This window comes from Bythopirellula goksoeyrii (assembly GCF_008065115.1).
GTDB lineage: Bacteria > Planctomycetota > Planctomycetia > Pirellulales > Lacipirellulaceae > Bythopirellula > Bythopirellula goksoeyrii.
The window spans coordinates 2,396,988-2,414,566 of record NZ_CP042913.1 but is presented as its reverse complement, the minus strand read 5'-3'; the positions used below and the strand labels follow the sequence as shown (position 1 = coordinate 2,414,566).

Genomic DNA, 17,579 nt, shown 5'->3' with positions numbered 1-17,579 from the left:
ATGTTTGCCCGTTCTGAGACAGCTAGCTAGAATGGAGATTTCCTTCATTCTCCACTATGCGTGTCAGGCTGATAGGGAGAATGTAGGTTTCGTCATTCCTGCGCTGTTTGGTTCGGTTACTAGATCGCTGGCCAGCTTGCGCTAACCAAGAAGCAACGATAAATAATACGGAAGGTAAATCAGTGGCCACACGGGATCGCGTTATCAATATTCTCTGCACACTCGGCCCCAGTTCCTTGAATCGCCAAGTGATCGAACGGCTGCAGGTTCGCGGCGTGGACTTGTTTCGTATCAATCTGTCGCATACCCCGCTCAGCAAAGTCGAAGAGACGATTCGCATTATTCAGGACCATTCGTCGACGCCGATTTGCCTCGATACGGAAGGGGCCCAAGTGCGGACCGGCACGATGGAGAAGGACGTGGTGGTGCAAGATCGCCAGCATGTGCGGCTGACCGCCGAGACGGTGGTTGGCACGGGTGATTGCCTATCGCTGACTCCTCCGACCCTCTTTGCGGGATTGCGGCCGAATAACTTGATTGGACTCGATTTCGATGGCGTGGTGTTGCTGGTACTCCATGCGGATGAGACTGGTGCCGATACCGTGGTATTAAACGGCGGGAAGGTTGGCTCGAACAAGGCCGTAGTGATTGATCCGGCTCCCAAATTGCCGCCGCTGACCGATGACGATATTGGAGCGGTTGAGATCGGCCGGCAGATGGGGGTCACCCATTTTGCGCTCTCCTTTGCTAATACGGCCGAGGATGTTGCCCTGTTGCGAAAGTATGCGGGGCCAGGATCGACGATAATTTCCAAGATCGAGAGCAAGCTGGGTGTGCGCAATCTGGATGAAATCCTGGCAGAATCGGATGCGATCCTGATCGATCGGGGAGATTTGTCGCGCGAAGTGCCGCTAGAGAATATCCCGTTTTTGCAGAAGGCGATAATCCGCAAGGGGAACATGGCCAACAAACCAGTCCATGTGGCTACGAACCTGCTCGAGTCGATGCTTGTTAATCGTAAACCGACCAGGGCGGAGTTGAACGATATCACTAACACCTTGCTGGACGGGGCGAATGGGCTCGTTCTGGCCGCCGAAACGGCGATCGGCAAGTACCCCGTAGGGGCGGTCGACATGGTGCTGAGCATGATCGAGCGATTCCGGCGGTCGTTAGATGGGTATCGGATCGAGGATCTGCTGGAATCGAGCCCCCTGCTGCTCCCTTCTCTCCATGGGCGAAGCGATATTGAGAAGCATAGCGTGGCTTCGTATCGTCCGATGCCGAAGGAGTTGCTCAGCAAACTTCCAGCGATCGAAGTCGATCTTGAAACGGCGATGGACATCGAACAGATTGCCCATGGAGTCTATTCGCCTCTGAATGGCTTCATGACTGAGGCACAATTGGAGAGTGTGCTCAATGACTTTCGCCTGCCCTCCGGTGATATTTGGACCATGCCGATTATTCTGCAGGGCAAGAGCCAGGAATTTGCCGCCTATCAACCGGGGCAATCGATTCGGCTCATCGACCACCGCACCGGCGAATCGACAGCAATTCTCCATCTGGAGGATAAATACGAAGTGGACTTGGAGAGCGTCGCCAGCCGCTGGTTTGGCACGACCGACAAGAACCACCCGGGGGTGGCTCGGTTTATGAGCCGAGGTGTCACACTCTTGGGTGGACCCATCGAATATCTGGGCCCAGCGAGTATTGCCCGCTCGCCCTACCAACTGACGCCCGAACAAACTCGCATGCTGTTTGAGATTAAGGGTTGGTCGAAGATTATTGCGTTTCACACCCGCAATGCTCCCCATCGAGGGCACGAGTATGTCATCGCAAATGCCTGTGAACGAAGCAATGCCGACGGCGTGCTCATTCATCCTGTCATCGGCCCAAAAAAATCGGGAGATTTCACTCAAGAGGCAATCCTGGGAGCCTACGAGCGACTGATCACGGCAAGACTCCCCAACTCTCTACTGGCGGCGTTCAGCACGTACTCACGCTACTGCGGGCCACGCGAAGCGGTGTTTACGGCACTGTGTCGCAAGAATTTTGGATGCACGCACTTCGTCTTGGGGCGAGATCATACGGGCGTGGGCAACTTCTACGCCGCCAACCAGAACAAAGACTTGTTTGATCAACTGGGGGACATTGGCATCACCCCTGTGTTCTTTGATACGGTGTATTATTCGGAGGAGAAAGATGCCATGGTCGAGTCCACTGCCCCCAATGAAAAACATTTACGATCGATCTCAGGGACCATGATTCGGAATTTACTTTTAGAAGGCCAGCCAGTACCCGACTGGTGCATGCGAGAGGAAGTTTCCAATTACCTGCTGGAGTTGCGCGAAGCGAAGAGGCCGCTATTTGTGGACTGAGTGGCATCTGCTTTCTGGCAGAAAAATCTGTCGGAACTAATGCTCACGCACTGCATCGTTCTTAACCGCATCAATCGCTTGCTGTTGGGTGAGAAATTCCGGAATGAATCGTTCAACATTGGCGAACAGATATGCCCGGCGGGGGTGGCCCTTTAGTCCGCAAACTGCAACGCGGCTGCCCGTGTTGTGCAAGACGTTTCCTATGGTGAATGCTAGTTGCAAGATGCCGTAGGTATGATTGGTAATACGGAATTTCGAGAGGTTGAGAACAAACCGTCGTTCACCAGCAGCCACTGCGTCATCAAGCAGCTGGGCAAACTCCTTACGGGGATGCAGCTTTTTGTCTAGTCGGTCAATATTGACCGTCAATACACAAACCCCTTCGACGGTTTGTTTGTCGATCCATGAAACGGTTGAAACTGACATAGGCAGACACGTCTTTCTTATCAAGTCGTATGTCGATCGGGGTTGCCAGTGGACGACGGTGTGCTCGTATCAGAGGAGAGATGGTCCCGTTGATACGATTCGATCCATTGCATCGTCGGCTCGACCATGGACTTGAGCCGCTCAAGTTCCTCGGGAAAGCAATCCTGCATCGCTGGGCCAATTCGCCCTGGCTGGAAACTCTTGCGCACGAACTCGAGTGCTTCCGGCGTGATTTCTAATCCGAGAAAACCGTAAATCCGTCTTAGGTCCTCTTCGCAGAACGTTTCAATACGGCACTCCATGTAACGACCCGGCGGGAGGCTACGTCCAAACTGACAGGCTGATTCGACCGAATACCTCCATTGGAGAAAACAGACGTCAAGAAGGTCCATCTCGCGTCGCATAGCCGACATTGCGGGAAGCCGGACACCTGCAACCGGGGGTCCTACCAGAGGTAGGAGCCAAGAAGGCGCCATCCTTCGTATCGCCTCCACAACCATGTAGGGGAGCTGCCGCAGACGCGATTCTTTCGCGCGGCGCGCCATGTAACTGTCTTGCAATTTTGGAGTATTTCTGCGAAGGATACGTGCGACGACGGCGTAGAACCTTCGCATCGAAAGCACGTTATCCACTCCATCTCGAATAAAGTGGACATACTGGCAGTCGGGAAAAACTTTGTCGACGAAATCGAGGCGGACCGCGTTGCCTGGAGTGACGTCGATATAGCGCTGCTTGCCCTCTTTGCGAACGACCGAAGCAAAATGAGCTCGAATATCGGCAATGACTTCCGGCCGTGCATGATGCGGACGTAATAAATCGGAAAGCCGGTCGTTGCCTCGCTTCCAAACTAATCGAGGCTCATGGGCAACCGCCAACGTTGGATATTGTGCAATTGCATCGCCAAGGAAATTCATCCCACTGCGGCCACATCCGACAACTAAAATCGGTTTCTGTAAGAGTTCGTCATCAGTACGCTCGGTCATCCCAACGGCTTTCCTTAAGCTATATATAGTCTATAAGTAGTTGGTGAATCAGGTTCGTTAGGACCATTAGCACCCCGACAATTGTCTGGAAGACATCTAATTATAGCATTATTCGCCCCCCTCACATCTAGCACAGTCGACATTTTCTACTTCCCTACAGGCCCGGCTCCATAAACTTGGTGCCCATGATCGGCGACTATCTCAACCTATTACGGGCGATCATGTAGAATAGGGTTGGAAAGTATGGTACCGGACTCTTCCTTGTGGGCAGCGCAGTACATTTTGGCGCAGGAACTCTGTATTCGACCAAGTGCGATCCAATAGCAGCAGACAATGTATATAGAAAAAATCAAGCGTGCTCTCTATCTCAACGTGAACTATTTCCTACTGCTTCGCGCTCCGGTCATTGTCTATTCCATGGAGCGATCGGGGTCCGTAGCATTGTATCGAACCCTGAGAAAGCATAGGGTCTTCGTGATTGGAACGCATTACTTGGATCCAAAGAAGATAACATCAGAGAATCTGTCTGGATCCGCCCGCTGGGCATGTAGAAACATAGTTCTCAGGCGAAAGCCTGCTAAAATAATCTCTCTAGTACGGCATCCTATTGATAACATGCTTTCTACCTTTGCACGAAGCGACTTTGGTCAGCAAGCAAGCCAAGCAGATAGGGACTCAACGCAAGGGGAGAGCATCGACTCTGATCAAGTGTTGAGTGAATTTTGCGAGTCCTATCTGCAATCAGATCGTTACTTGCATCCGCTCCAGTGGTTTACCACCGAGTTTCAGGCGGCTCTGGGAGTCAATGTCTACGATTATCCTTTTGACAAGCAGAATGGTTTTGTCAAATTCTCAGAAGGGCCCTATGATGTACTCATTATGAGGACCGAAATAACTGATGAGAAGAAATCAAGACTGGTAGCAGATTTTCTGGGGCTCCCTGAAATCGAAATGGTAAATCTCGCAATTACCGCAGACCCTAGTAATCCCCTACTCCCGGGAACACCTGGTGAACAAACCGTTTATGCGGAGAAATATAGGGCTTTGAAAGAAGGCATCGTGATCCCACCTAGCTACTTGGATACTATCGTCAATTCGCAGTATGCAAAGCACTTCTTTACTGAGCAGGAGCGTGCTTCAATAAGGAAGAATTACGAAGGAACGAGAGGCTCGGAAGCAGTGGAGACTGAAGATTCAGGACAAGCTGATCTTTAAGAGCATCCGGTGGTCAAATCGGCTACAGCTTACTGGCTTCTGAATTGTATGCTTGCGAACAGGCCATCTAGTAGGATAAAGTCCCACATGTCCTGCAAATGTTAGCAGCAAGATTTCAGCGGAATAGGTGTGAGCTACATACTCTCGGCCTGGCTGTAAGTCAATTCGCTTGATGATTGCGCAGTCACCCTTCCATTACACCCGCTAAGCTGCGCCCTATAGAGACAATATGAGAATCTGTTGATTTACATCTTTCGATCATTGTGTTTTTCCCTTGTCCACTAAGTACTAGAAATTAACCAGCAGTCGATGGCTTTGACTGCTTCGCTCTTGAACAAAAGTTATTCAATTACATGCAATCTCTTCAGTCGGAAAACGATGGTAAGAATACATCAACTGCCGAAGTGGTTAGTGGAGAACGCCTTCCTTCTCAAAAGGCTCTCGGGAAGACTGCAGGAAGTGGGTTTACCTGGTTATCCTTAACTCTGGCCGTCGGCAAGTTGCTCAGCTTTGTTACGCAGATTGTTCTCGGACGATTACTGTTGGATGAAGACTTCGGCGTGTTTGCTATTGCTACCTCAATCGCTAACTTTCTCCGAATATTGAACGACGGGGGAGTTGCCCAAGTACTGATTCAGCGGGGACCAGCACTCTTTGAAAAATGGACCGCTCCTGCTTTTTGGATCGGCATATGTTTCAGTCTTTTTACGGGAATCTTCTTGGCTGCCGCGTCTCCTTGGATTGCTGCGCTTTATGGTGATTCGCAGTTGGTGCCTCTGTTGTGGGTATTTGCATTGACGATAGTAATTAGTGCACCAACGACACTATTCAAAGCAAAACTTCGGATTGAACTCCGGTTTAGAACACTCGCTTGGGTCGGAACCGTCTGGTTTTTTCTTCGGTACCTGGGAGTTATTTACTTGGCCTACCGAGGATATGGAGCCATGAGTTTCGTCTTGCCTCTTCCTCTTGCATCCTTATTTGAATGCGTTGCCTTTTATATTCTAACGCGAATGACTCCTTGGAAAGGGGGGTGGCAGCTTCACTTGTGGCCGAGCATTCTCGGAAATTCCACGTGGGCAATGCTCTCCGCATTTGCACGGGGGCTTGCACGCAATGGAGATTACATCGTCCTTGGTTTGCTGGTATCACCTAGTCTAGTCGGCCAGTATTTTTTCGGTTATCAGCTTACAGCACAATTCGCCATTCTAATGGCTAGTAATGTGCAATTTGTACTCTTTCCAGTTCTGAGCCACTTGGCAACTGACCCTGGTCGCCAATCGAGAGCGATAATCAAAACGATTCGTGTGATGATGTTAGTCTCGTGTCCGATATGTTTGCTCGTAGCAATCAATATTGAAGTTCTCGAAGCTGTGCTTTGGGACAAGAAGTGGTCAATGGCTGTGCCTCTGATGCAGATCTTTTCAATTGTTGCTCCAATTCGACTTATTCCTGATATTGTTCATGCAGCCATTACGTCTCGGGGAGAGTTTCGACGAAGCGCAAACTTATTCCTACTAGAAGGGGCCTTCCTCATGCTGAGCGTCTGGCTGGCGGCAAGCATCACTGGAGCTAATATTACCGGCATAGCCTTGATTGTTGCCACTTTGCAAACAGGGTTTTCGTTGGCCCTTACGATGATTGTCTTATCAAACTTCAAGATATCTATATCACTTATCGTGAAAGCGTTAATGCCAGCTTGGCTCTGCTCAATGGGAGCAGCATTGATTACTGTAAAGATTGGGAATGCCATTACGACTGACGGTCAATACTTCGTTCTGCTTGCAGCCAACACCGCAATCTTCTGTGCACTATTCTTGTTGTTCATGCGATTGTTTTTTAGTCGTCGTCTTGCTGAATTGGCTGGTATCATTCCCCCTCCCTGGGACAGCTTTCTGCTGAGATCGCTATTTCTCGACTCTTCTGCTTGGCAGAACTAGTTTTCTAGCGATTCATGAAATCTTAGCATTTGCATGCTTTAATCAAAGCTTGCTCCCGGTTCGGCTGCCTTTGGAATTTTCCCCATGCCCTTTGCTAGTACTCTACGATTTATAGCCAACAGTCCGCTGAATAGGCACAGAAAATTTGCTGCTCTTATTAGGTATGCCAAATGGCAAATAGGTAGCAGACTGGTACCGGGCAAAGTACTTGTGAACTGGGTGAATGATTCCAAAATCATTGTGTCACCAGGTGAGAGAGGATTAACCGGCAATATCTTTTCTGGCCTCCAAGAGTTCCACGATATGTCTTTCGTCTTACATGCCTTGAACGACACAGATCTCTTTTTAGACGTCGGAGCTAACGTAGGTTCTTACACGATTTTGGCCTGTGGAGTGGCGGGGGCAAGAGGGATCTGCTACGAGCCCGTGCCAGAAACCTACCAGAGATTGATGAAAAATCTTGCAGTCAATTCCTTGCTCGATCGCACACAGGCTTTCAATCAAGGTGTAGGCGATAGCCGATCTACCCTAAGGTTTACTGAAGACGAAGGCTGCATGAACCATGTTCTGACTACCGCTGAAACTGCTGGCAAGGTCATTGAAGTTACCGTCATTGCATTAGATGAGGAATTAAGGGAAGTCCCCACAATGATGAAGATCGATGTTGAGGGGTACGAAACGATGGTACTCAAAGGGGCTGAGCGGGTGCTGACGGACAAGACTCTGAACTTCATTTTGATCGAATTAAATGGAAGTGGCACACGTTATGGGTTTGACGAGGAAGCGATTATCAGCACGTTGAAGAATCACGGTTTCTGTCCGTACAACTATGATCCATGGCATCGGAAACTAACTCGTCTGCAGGAGAAAAGCAACTCATCAGGGAACACCCTTTTCATTCGCGACATCGAAGTCGCAAATCAAAGAGTCCAAAATGCCCCTAAATTCCATGTATTGGATAAGTCCTTGTAGTGCAATGATGTTTTCTCAGAAAGAGAAAACCTTCGGTAAGCGTGAATAACCCTTTTTAGTTAGCAGTCAAAGAAGAATGACGAATACTAGAGTAAAACTGGCGATCGTTTCTAACGTAATTGCTCCCTATCGGGCAAGTCAACATTTGCGCATCGCAAGGGAACTTGGGGAAAAGGTCGAATTGTGGTCGTTAGTCTTGTTCGAACACGATTGGCAGCCTTGGCAAAGAGAATTTCCTCCTGAGATTCGTCCTGTCGTCTTTGGTAAAGGAGAGGTATTGCAATCGAAGCACCTTCATCCGCTGCGCCAATGGTTAAAAATGGGGGAGGTTATTAGATTCTTGCAAGATAAACAGATCGATATGGTGATAACCACCGGTGCTAATGACCTTGGTCTACTAAGGCTTATTCGGTGGTGTAGTAAGAATTGTATCCCTAATTTTCTCTTTGGCGATTCAAACGTCCTCGGAGATAAAGCAGACGGTATTCGTGGCTATTTAAAACAACTATTCGTAGGATACGCTGTGAAGCACGTGACAGGTTTGCTTCCTTGCGGAGTTCGCGGAAAGCAGTTTTTTGAACGCTATGGAGGTGCTCACAAGCCAGTTTTCTTCTTACCGCACGAGCCGAACTACGACCGGATTTTCTCAATTTCTATAGACCAATGCTTAGCTGTACAAGCTAAATACGGTCTTCAATCGGACCGCAACTATTTCATTTATTCTGGTAGGCTGGTCTCAGTGAAGGGAGTTGACACTCTGATTGCCGCTTTTATACGGATCGCCCTTGATCGGCCTGACTGGGACCTCCTGGTCGTGGGAGGTGGCGAACTTGAAGCAGAGCTCAAGGCAAGAGTTCCGGCAAACCTGAAGAATCGAATAGTTTGGACAGGCTTTGTCAGTGACCAGGAGGAACTATTTGCCTTGTATCATTCTGCGGAAGTGTTTGTGTTGCCGAGTCGTTTTGAGCCTTGGGCAGTGGTCGTCTGTGAAGCAGCAGCAGCAGGTCTGGCAATCCTGACAAGCGAAATGGTAGGTGCAGGGACTGAGCTCTGTCGCGAGGGATACAATGGAGCCGTTTTCCCGGCAGGAGACGTTAACAATCTTTCAGATAAACTTTTGTGGGTCACCGAAGACGATGAGCGACTTGCGGAATTACAATGCAACACACTACAAGCCCTCGATGACTGGCGACGACGTGGAGACCCAGTACAAGGCGTTCGATTGGCAATGTCCGAGGTAGGATTGCTAGAGTGTCCAAAACCAGTCGAGCCGAATCCCCCAACTCCTCTAGAGCGATCGCTTGAAAGCTGTACTTATAAGTCAGTATGATTTTATACCTTCTGTAATTCCTTGTTCTTCTAGTAGTTTGGCTAACGCTTTTTGGCAGCTGCTCTCTAGCTCGCTTCCTGGACGCGCACACTGATCCCGGTGCCAGCACTTTGGGCTGGCCAGTCGAAGGCCATTGGGACTGCGGCTGGCAATGCAGGTGGCCTGCCCCAAAAGTGGTACCACTCTTTATGAGAGTAGGGGTTGGGTAGAATCGCAGAGGTCAGTGGATAGCCTCCCGTGTTGCCACAGTCGGACATACACTAAATTTGATGATCTAGAGTAGTATTATGTCAATTATAGCTTTTTTCCCTGCGCATTAGTTAGCTTGCAAGCTACATTAGATTATCAATCGATTGCTTCACAAGTTGATAATTCCCTATAAACTTCGGTCATCGTTCAAGCTCAAGACATGTCGGTTATCCTTCTATATCTGTTAGGCCTGATAACGGCCCTCATAGTGCTAAAGCAAGGTCTTTCTCGAAAAGTTGAATTCTTTAGCATCCGCAATCTTTATCTAGCGGGGTTTGTGGTATATCACGTGATTGGCCCGGCCAAGGCTATATCGACAGGCGATTTCAGCGGATTTCGTATAAATGATCCCAAAAACACCGCCCTGTGGTTGACGATCTATGTCTACGTCTTTTTCTTTGTCTATCTTTTTGCCTACCATAAAATCAATATCGCTCGGTGGTTCGCCTCCAAAGCGTCGGGAATGCCATCAGAAGCATCCGACAGCATGCTTATGGCGTTGAGTGTGGGATTGATAGCTGTTGGCTTACCATTACGCTTCTTTGGCCACTATCTTCCCGTGGTCGGTCCCGCGATGACCAACGTTTCATTTGCTTTGGCAGGGCTGGCATGTGCTTCGGCAGGATGGGTCTGGAGCCAACGCAAATTCAATCCGGCGGTAATCTCTGTGGCTGGTGCAGTGCTTGTTGGAAGCCTTGTGATCTGTCTCTACAGTATTTTTGGCAGAAGACCGCTTATTGGAGTCCTCTTTGGTTTTGCCTGGGGTGCCTATTACCGTTGGGCAAGATATGTTGTCCCTAGTAGATTGATCCTCTACATGATCCCTCTGCTAGCGGGTGCCACAATAATCATTGGAGCTTATACGGCAATTCGTCGCGAGTCCTCAAGCACTGCAGACGTGCAGGCTCTGTTTCGTGCGATGATGCAAGCCGACGTGAAGGAAGGCAGCGCAGCTGCCGCCAGCGGTCAAGGATGTGCCGGAGCCATGATGTGGGCACTAGAACAATACCCTGTGTTCCTGAAACCAAAGCCACTCTTTAGCTTGCAATACATGGCGTTGTATTTCGTCCCGCGACAGATTTGGCCAAACAAACCTGAACCTCTCTCTCAGGACGTTGCCACTTTAGCAAAGCTCAAAGGAGTGAATCGCGCGAAGATTACGATCCCACCGGGGGTCATAGGTTATGCGGCTGCTGAAGGTGGGATGTATGCGCTGATTATTTATGCCCTGTTCTTTGGCCAGTTCACGCGGTTCTTTGATGAGTTAGTACGTCAGAATCCGTTCAACCCGTTCATTATTTTGCCCGCCGGTTGTGTGACCGGACAGTTCTTGGGCTTGGCTCGTGGCGACATTGGATCCTTTACGGCAATCATTATTGTTGCCTTCGTTTCAACTATGGCACTCATGTTCATCGTCAAACTATTCTTTGGAAAACAATCTATGCCACAGTATCAGTACGCCCAGTGGCCTCAAACTAGAGACGGATATTAGGCTTGCTATTTAAAGAATCTCATATCGACCAGTCCACAGCCGCAACTGCTCGGAGTCCCACTTTGACGTCCCCCTTATCATGTATCCATTTTGTCAGTGAGATTCGGCTCGAACTTGGGGGCGTTGTTCAGGCCGTCGTTGACCTCTGTCAGGCCATCTCTGCCCGCGGGCACAAGGTGACTTTGGTTACCTTTGATGCAACCGATGTTCCAGCACATTGGACGGAAGCTTCTGGAAATTGGCCTCAGGTAGTTGAAATCAAGTCGGCTTCGTACTCGAAACGGTTTGTAAGCCGCGAGGGACTTCAAGACTTTCGAGACATGCTCGATGGAGTCGATCTGGCTCATTTGCATACTCCGTGGGAACCTAGCAATTTGCAGATAATGCGGGTCCTGCGGAAGCAGGGAATACCTTACATCGTCACCGTACACGGAATGTTGGACGAGTGGTCGATGCAACGCAAGTCGCTAAAGAAGCAGGCCTATTTGTCGCTCTGCGGGCGCAAATTATTTGAAAACGCGACAACGGTCCATTTGACGGCCGAGTCGGAGAGTGAACAGGCCAGTCGTTGGGTCCCGATCGGTGATCGAGAAGCAGTCCAGTGCTACGCTTTGGATTTGACTTCCTACGACCCTCTGCCGGGACCCGATCCAGCCTACAAGGCCTATCCTGCGATTTGTCCGGAGAGGAAAAAGATCCTCTTCTTGAGTCGCATCCACCCCAAGAAGGGAGTCGAATTCCTGCTACAGGCGGGTGCCCTCTTACGCGATGAAGGGTTACCGGTTCAGTTGCTCATCGCCGGGCCGGGTGAAGAGAGCTACATCAATCAACTGAAAGCATTGGCTCGTAACTTGGGCATCGAAGAACAAACCGAGTTCCTGGGAATGGTGCGAGGAATTGAAAAACGATCGTTATTTCAACTTTCCGATGTGTTTGTGCTGCCAACCTATCAGGAAAACTTCGGACTAGTGATTGCCGAAGCCATGGCCTGCGGCACACCTGTGGTAACAACTCGCGGGACGGATATATGGCGCGAAATCGAGCGGGGCGGTGCCCGGATCGCGGAGATAAACGGAGAGTCTTTGGCCGACGAGATACGTGTTTTTGTTACTGACAAACAGTTGCGCGATGAAATCGGTCAGAAAGGACTACATTTTGTTCGCAACTGGCTTGATAGAGACAATGTGGTCCAAGGGTATGAACGTATATATCGTGACACCGTTGAGAAGGGACCACGGTAGCAAAGCTGCACATGAAGAACGATAAGAAGATTCTCGACAGCACTGCTGTGATTGAAGATCCGGTTGAAACTAGTGATCGATCTTTCGTCGACTTGAGCACATTCGATAATTCTGATTACAATCCAGGCCGAGGCAAGTTGGTCCGAATCGTTTGGTACTTTTTGAGTTTACTCCTCTTTGAGAGCGGTTGGTTTCCCGTCGGTCGCTTCAAGTTATTGCTCCTGCGATGGTTTGGTGCACGAATCGGCAAAGGAGTTGTAATCAAACCCCATGTACGTATCAAGAATCCGTGGCGACTGACCCTCGGTGACCATTGCTGGATCGGGCAAAATGTCTGGATCGACAATATCGAAAGTGTGGCTATCGGCAATCATGTTTGCATCTCTCAACTAGTTTATTTTTGTACTGGCAGCCATGATCATAGGAAGACTACCTTCGATCTGGTTGCTAGACCGATAGTAGTCGGAAACGGTACTTGGGTAGGAGCACGGGCAACACTTTTGGGAGGGGTAGACATTGGAGCAAATGTGATCGTGGCAGCTGGAAGTGTCGTAACTAATTCCGTTCAGAATTGTGAGTTCGTCGGCGGGGTCCCTGCTAAAGTCATCGGGAAACACGAACTCCCCTCGGCGTAAAGAATATAGTCAGTGGAACGCGTTCATCACTGTCGAGTCCAGAGACCCTCCTCGCCGGAGGAGGAAGCGACTAGCCGTCGAGGTTCTAATGAAGGCAGCAGATCTACTCGTCTTCTTACCAGTTACTAGAAACCTAATAGTTTTGCGGGTCGTTCCGGGCTTGAGGACTGTCGGGGCCCAGTTTTAGGAACTTCGGCCTCATTGCCTACAAGAAAGAGTTAAATGCGACTAGAATGAAGGGTCGCCTGCTTTTTGGGGTATTATTGTCCCAGGAAGTGATGCATTTCTTGATCCTTGGACCCAGACAACTCCTTATGGCTAAAACACACCCAAAAACTCTCTCCGGTTCAGTTGACGCATTAGAAAGTAATGTTGAAAGCGTTCGTGCAGCGGATACCGCCTACACAGTCGACAATGCAGCTGATTACGATGCAAAACGAACCATTGAACCTCGGGATAAGAGGATACACAACTTTGAGCGCGATATTCTACTATCGGCGCTAAAGAACGTTTCAAAAGATGCGAAAGTCCTTGAGGTCGGTTGTGGCACAGGAAGGCTCCTAAGTGAAGGTCTTGAGGCAGGCTATCAAGTCGATGGGGTGGATGCATCGGGACCGATGCTTGAGCATTTGAAAGCAAAGCTCACCGAAGAGCAGCGACGGCATGTGAACTTGATCGTTGCAGAAGCTGCAGACATACCGAAGCCGGATGCGAGCTACGACTTCGCCTACACGATCAGACTTCTCAACCAGACGGAGTCTCCAGAATATGCACTCACGGTGGTAGACGAAATTGCGCGACTTGTGAAGACTGGAGGCTACTTTCTGATCGAGTTTGTCAATGAAGCACGACCCCGAATAGGCACGGCACGACGGCCAACGACTCGACTGCGACCGTCCGAAGTTGCCCGACGCGGAGAAGCAGCTGGAGGCGAAGTTATCACCTACATCGGAGCCTACTGGCTCAGTATGCAAGCCTACAAGAAATGCCCGAACCCCTTGCTCGGGCTGCTTAGCACTACAGATCGTGTCCTTTCCAAATTATTGCCGCGAAGTTGTGCACGATCTTATGTGTTCTTCCGCAAGACGGGGAGTGCGGAGTGAAAGTTGGGTTAATGGTAACGGGCATAGGAGTGCCCAAGGGTCGCGAGCAAAATGTCTCGGGGCATGTGCAGCTCCCAATGCACACGGCTACTCTCTTGCGCGAAGCGGGCGTCGAGGTCCGACTCATCACGACTTGCTTTCGAGAAGATTACGTGCTGCCCAAGGTGGTTCCCGGCCCCGCGGTCGTGCCCCTGCATTTTGTTACGGATGGTCGACGGCGAGGTGAAGTTGGCAAGCAAAACATTAAGGCGGGATATTATCCGCTAGCTATGGTGAAACATCTGCGCGAGATATTACGACTCACGCGTGACTTAAAGCTAGACATGCTACACCTTTTCGGCGCGGATCGAATGACTCTATTGGCAGGCTTACTGAATATGCTGGGTAGCTCTTGCCCAGTTATTAGCACCGCCTACAAACCGCCGCACCCTGGTATTTGGGCTCCTCTTTACCGAAAATCAAAGGCCATCGCCTGTTCGACGCAATTCGTCGCCAACAAATGTGCAAGCGTTGGTGGAAAAGCCCAGTTAGTTCGACCAGGGATCACTCGCGATTTTCGCACTGAGCTCAACGGATGTGAACCAGGCGAACGCAAGCGAGTTTTGTTCTGGCGAGAAGGTACCTACGAACAAGGCTGTGATCTGGTACTCACTGCTTTCGATGCCTTGGCACCACAGTATCCAGAACTGAGCTTTGATCTGGCCTTGCGTGAAAATCGTTTTGAAGTACCAGGCGTTCAGGCCCTGTGTGAGAAGCATGAGAATGTCAGTGTGTTTCGCTTTCCCTATCCTGATGAGATCAGCTTGGCCCGGCTTATTGCTGAGTCTCTTTGCGTGGTACTGCCATTTCGCAAGCTAACTATCCAACCTCAACTTGCCATAGCCGAGTCACTTAAAGCTGGTGTGGCAACTATTTGCACAGAGCTTGGCTCTTGCAGTGAACTGGTGCTGCATGAGAAAACAGGCTTAGTGGTTCCAGCCGAAGACGACACCGCTTTGACTTCCGCCATAAAGGAACTTATCGAGGATGCAGAGGGGACTCTCAGAATGGGGCAGGAGGCGGAGCGCGATATCGAAGCACGCTGGAATTGGAATAAGTATACGGAAGAACTACTTAAGTTGTACGATAAGACAAGTTCCTGATCTTGGCCGAGAGCCAGATTCGTATCCCTTTTTTAAGGCCAATTGAGTTGAGTAGCAAGAAAGCCCAAGAAACGATTCTGGTAATCAGCCAGGTCTATATCCCTGATCCTACCTCGGTAGGACAACATATGCACGATGCAGCCGCTGAATTGGCCCGACGGGGCTATCGAGTGTTAGTCTACGCCGCCTCACGAGGCTATGACGATCCCAGCCGCAAGTACCTTCGCCGTGAAACGCTGGACGGGGTGACTATCCGCCGGTTGCCACTTTCGAGTTTTGGCAAGAAATCGATCAAGGTTCGACTTCTTGGCCAATCACTCTTTTTACTGCAAGTGATTGTTCGTGGCCTTTTCACTCGGCGTTTGGACCGAATTCTGGTGAGTACGTCGCCACCGATGGCCTCAACCGCTGCTGTGTTTATTCAGTTCTTCCGAAGAGTGCCAATCACATTCTGGGCGATGGACATCAATCCCGATCAGATCGTGGCAATGGGGCAAGCCCGCGAAGGGTCGTTCGTCGTGCGTGTGTTTGACTGGATCAATCGGACGATTCTCAAGCGGGCCCGAGGCGTGGTGGCACTCGACCGTTTTATGGCGGCGCGATTGGAAGCGAAGAGCTCTGTGGGTGATCGCATGGCGATCATGCCTCCCTGGCCCCATGAAAGCCATCTGGAACCTGTGGATCACGCGAACAATCCCTTCCGGAAAGAGCATGGCTTAGACGACAAGTTTGTCATTATGTATTCGGGCAACATTAGTCCAGCACATCCTGTGATCACGATTCTCGAAGCGGCTCGCAAAATTCAGGATGATCCGCGCATAGTATTTTTATTCATTGGCGGCGGAAACGGCAAAAAGCAAATTGACGAGTTCATCCAGCGCGAGCAAGTTAGCAATGTCCGTACCCTGCCCTATCAACCCTTGGACCAAATCAAATACTCGCTGTCTGCGGCCGATGTCCATTTAGTGGCGATGGGCACAGAAATGGTGGGGATCGTACACCCCTGCAAAGTCTACGGGGCCATGGCAGTAGCCCGTCCGGTTTTGCTGCTAGGACCCATGGAATCGCACGTGGGAGAATTGCTCCAATCACACGACATTGGCTGGCAAGTCAATCATGGTGATGTTGCCAATGCGGAAGCCTGCATTCGCCAATTGGCAGCTACTCCAGCGGCTGAACTCGCTGTCAAAGGAAACCGTGGCAAGCAGTTGATCGAGCAGGAACTTAGCATGAAGACCCTCTGTGGCAAGTTCTGCGACGTGGTCGAATGGACCTGAAATTGCAGATTTCGGAGTACTGCCGCTTTGCATTTGGTCCGTTTTACAACGATCAGCTGCAAGGTATAATGAAATGTTTACCTGAGATCGAGACAACTCAATAACACTAATTCAGTTTTCTGCGGAGACAATTTCGGATGAGTAAGAAACCAGTTCTCGTTGCCGGTGGCGGTGGATTCATCGGTGGGCATTTAGTCGCACGATTGCTTCAGGATGGTCATCAAGTGCGCAGTGTCGATATCAAGCCCGTAGAGGAGTGGTACCAGGTTTTTGATGACGCAGAGAACGTCGTTGCTGACCTCAAGGGAAGCGACAACTGCCATGCTGCTTGTCAGGGGGTGGGTGATGTCTACAACCTGGCTGCCGATATGGGTGGCATGGGATTCATCGAAAACAACAAGGCTCTCTGCATGTTGTCAGTCCTGATCAATACCCATCTGCTTCAAGCAGCTGAGAAGGCCAAGGCAGATCGTTATTTTTATGCTAGTAGTGCATGTGTCTACAATGCGGATAAGCAGAAGTCCGAAGACGTAGTGCCTCTCAAAGAAGCGGATGCCTATCCGGCGATGCCTGAAGATGGTTACGGTTGGGAGAAGCTCTTTTCTGAACGGATGTGTCGCCACTTCCGGGAAGACTATGGCCTCTACACCCGTGTCGCTCGTTTTCACAATGTGTATGGTCCTTACGGCACTTGGGAAGGGGGTCGTGAGAAGGCACCTGCTGCGACCTGCCGCAAGATCATCCATGCCAAAGAAACGGGGGCTACCGAGGTGGAAATTTGGGGCGATGGCAAGCAGACCCGCAGCTTCATGTACATCGATGACTGCATCAAAGGTATCTTGGCCATTACCGATAGCGATATCCTCGAACCCATCAATCTTGGCTCAGATGAGCTCACCACGATTGAGGGCCTCTACGACATGGTCGAAGACATTGCCGGCGTGAAGCTCAAACACACACACAATCTGACCGCTCCCAAGGGGGTCAACGGCCGCAATAGCGACAACACCAAGATCCAGGAATACTTGGGTTGGGCCCCTGGCATCCGTCTCCGCGACGGGATGAAAAAGACCTATGACTGGATCTACGGCGAATATCAAAAGCAGTACGCCGGCCAGCCTGCCTAGAGGAATAGTGAAGATCAAACGGAGAACGCCCCGGGATTGCAATCCCGGGGCGTTTTCATTTCGTGTTGGAAT

General features: G+C 50.2%; 14 protein-coding genes. 12 read left to right on the top strand and 2 right to left on the bottom strand.

The genetic code is table 11. The features are described from left to right. Positions 1 to 182 precede the first annotated feature (182 nt). Positions 183 to 2,375 (top strand): pyruvate kinase, encoded by a 2,193-nt coding sequence (locus tag Pr1d_RS09550; RefSeq protein ID WP_148073320.1) that lies wholly within the window; start codon positions 183 to 185, stop codon positions 2,373 to 2,375. 36 nt (positions 2,376 to 2,411) lie between these two features. Here Pr1d_RS09550 and Pr1d_RS09545 read toward each other — a convergent pair whose 3' ends face one another. Both Pr1d_RS09545 and Pr1d_RS09540 read right to left on the bottom strand, forming a co-directional pair. After that, positions 2,412 to 2,801 carry a hypothetical protein gene (locus Pr1d_RS09545; RefSeq protein ID WP_148073319.1) on the bottom strand — a complete coding sequence of 130 codons (390 nt, stop codon included), beginning with the start codon at positions 2,799 to 2,801 and terminating at the stop codon, positions 2,412 to 2,414. A 20-nt stretch (positions 2,802 to 2,821) separates the two neighbouring features. Beyond that, on the bottom strand, positions 2,822 to 3,784 hold the full coding sequence (locus tag Pr1d_RS09540) for a sulfotransferase (protein WP_148073318.1): 963 nt from the start codon (positions 3,782 to 3,784) through the stop codon (positions 2,822 to 2,824). 492 nt (positions 3,785 to 4,276) lie between these two features. Between Pr1d_RS09540 and Pr1d_RS09535 the strand changes: the two genes are divergently transcribed. From Pr1d_RS09535 to Pr1d_RS09485, 11 genes are all read left to right on the top strand, one after another. Then, a complete protein-coding gene (locus Pr1d_RS09535; protein WP_168205146.1) occupies positions 4,277 to 4,999 on the top strand; it encodes a putative capsular polysaccharide synthesis family protein in 723 nt (240 codons plus the stop codon). A 353-nt stretch (positions 5,000 to 5,352) separates the two neighbouring features. Beyond that, complete coding sequence (locus Pr1d_RS09530) at positions 5,353 to 6,939, top strand: oligosaccharide flippase family protein (protein WP_148073316.1); 1,587 nt, start codon at positions 5,353 to 5,355, stop codon at positions 6,937 to 6,939. 303 nt (positions 6,940 to 7,242) lie between these two features. Further along, positions 7,243 to 7,911, top strand: a complete 669-nt coding sequence (locus tag Pr1d_RS09525; protein WP_168205145.1) for an FkbM family methyltransferase — start codon at positions 7,243 to 7,245, stop codon at positions 7,909 to 7,911. A gap of 76 nt (positions 7,912 to 7,987) precedes the next feature. Then, a complete protein-coding gene (locus Pr1d_RS09520; protein WP_148073314.1) occupies positions 7,988 to 9,241 on the top strand; it encodes a glycosyltransferase family 4 protein in 1,254 nt (417 codons plus the stop codon). A 409-nt stretch (positions 9,242 to 9,650) separates the two neighbouring features. Further along, positions 9,651 to 10,982 carry a hypothetical protein gene (locus Pr1d_RS09515; RefSeq protein WP_148073313.1) on the top strand — a complete coding sequence of 444 codons (1,332 nt, stop codon included), beginning with the start codon at positions 9,651 to 9,653 and terminating at the stop codon, positions 10,980 to 10,982. 62 nt (positions 10,983 to 11,044) lie between these two features. Further along, positions 11,045 to 12,223 carry a glycosyltransferase gene (locus tag Pr1d_RS09510; protein ID WP_148073312.1) on the top strand — a complete coding sequence of 393 codons (1,179 nt, stop codon included), beginning with the start codon at positions 11,045 to 11,047 and terminating at the stop codon, positions 12,221 to 12,223. 11 nt (positions 12,224 to 12,234) lie between these two features. Next, a complete protein-coding gene (locus Pr1d_RS09505) occupies positions 12,235 to 12,858 on the top strand; it encodes a WcaF family extracellular polysaccharide biosynthesis acetyltransferase (protein WP_148073311.1) in 624 nt (207 codons plus the stop codon). 314 nt (positions 12,859 to 13,172) lie between these two features. Beyond that, a complete protein-coding gene (locus tag Pr1d_RS09500) occupies positions 13,173 to 13,961 on the top strand; it encodes a class I SAM-dependent methyltransferase (protein ID WP_168205144.1) in 789 nt (262 codons plus the stop codon). Next, positions 13,958 to 15,103 carry a glycosyltransferase family 4 protein gene (locus Pr1d_RS09495; RefSeq protein WP_148073309.1) on the top strand — a complete coding sequence of 382 codons (1,146 nt, stop codon included), beginning with the start codon at positions 13,958 to 13,960 and terminating at the stop codon, positions 15,101 to 15,103. Before Pr1d_RS09500 ends, Pr1d_RS09495 begins: the two co-directional genes overlap by 4 nt. 47 nt (positions 15,104 to 15,150) lie before the next feature. Beyond that, positions 15,151 to 16,380 (top strand): glycosyltransferase family 4 protein, encoded by a 1,230-nt coding sequence (locus Pr1d_RS09490; RefSeq protein ID WP_148073308.1) that lies wholly within the window; start codon positions 15,151 to 15,153, stop codon positions 16,378 to 16,380. A gap of 137 nt (positions 16,381 to 16,517) precedes the next feature. Beyond that, positions 16,518 to 17,507, top strand: a complete 990-nt coding sequence (locus tag Pr1d_RS09485) for an NAD-dependent epimerase/dehydratase family protein (protein ID WP_148073307.1) — start codon at positions 16,518 to 16,520, stop codon at positions 17,505 to 17,507. Positions 17,508 to 17,579: the final 72 nt, after the last annotated feature.

What these genes read in the sequence shown, in the direction of transcription:
- Pr1d_RS09545 (WP_148073319.1), bottom strand. Translation starts at nt 2,801, where the DNA reads ATGTCAGTTTCAACCGTTTCATGGATCGACAAACAAACCGTCGAAGGG.
- Pr1d_RS09540 (WP_148073318.1), bottom strand. Translation starts at nt 3,784, where the DNA reads ATGACCGAGCGTACTGATGACGAACTCTTACAGAAACCGATTTTAGTT.
- Pr1d_RS09530 (WP_148073316.1), top strand. Translation starts at nt 5,353, where the DNA reads ATGCAATCTCTTCAGTCGGAAAACGATGGTAAGAATACATCAACTGCC.
- Pr1d_RS09525 (WP_168205145.1), top strand. Translation starts at nt 7,243, where the DNA reads ATGTCTTTCGTCTTACATGCCTTGAACGACACAGATCTCTTTTTAGAC.
- Pr1d_RS09520 (WP_148073314.1), top strand. Translation starts at nt 7,988, where the DNA reads ATGACGAATACTAGAGTAAAACTGGCGATCGTTTCTAACGTAATTGCT.
- Pr1d_RS09515 (WP_148073313.1), top strand. Translation starts at nt 9,651, where the DNA reads ATGTCGGTTATCCTTCTATATCTGTTAGGCCTGATAACGGCCCTCATA.
- Pr1d_RS09505 (WP_148073311.1), top strand. Translation starts at nt 12,235, where the DNA reads ATGAAGAACGATAAGAAGATTCTCGACAGCACTGCTGTGATTGAAGAT.
- Pr1d_RS09500 (WP_168205144.1), top strand. Translation starts at nt 13,173, where the DNA reads ATGGCTAAAACACACCCAAAAACTCTCTCCGGTTCAGTTGACGCATTA.
- Pr1d_RS09485 (WP_148073307.1), top strand. Translation starts at nt 16,518, where the DNA reads ATGAGTAAGAAACCAGTTCTCGTTGCCGGTGGCGGTGGATTCATCGGT.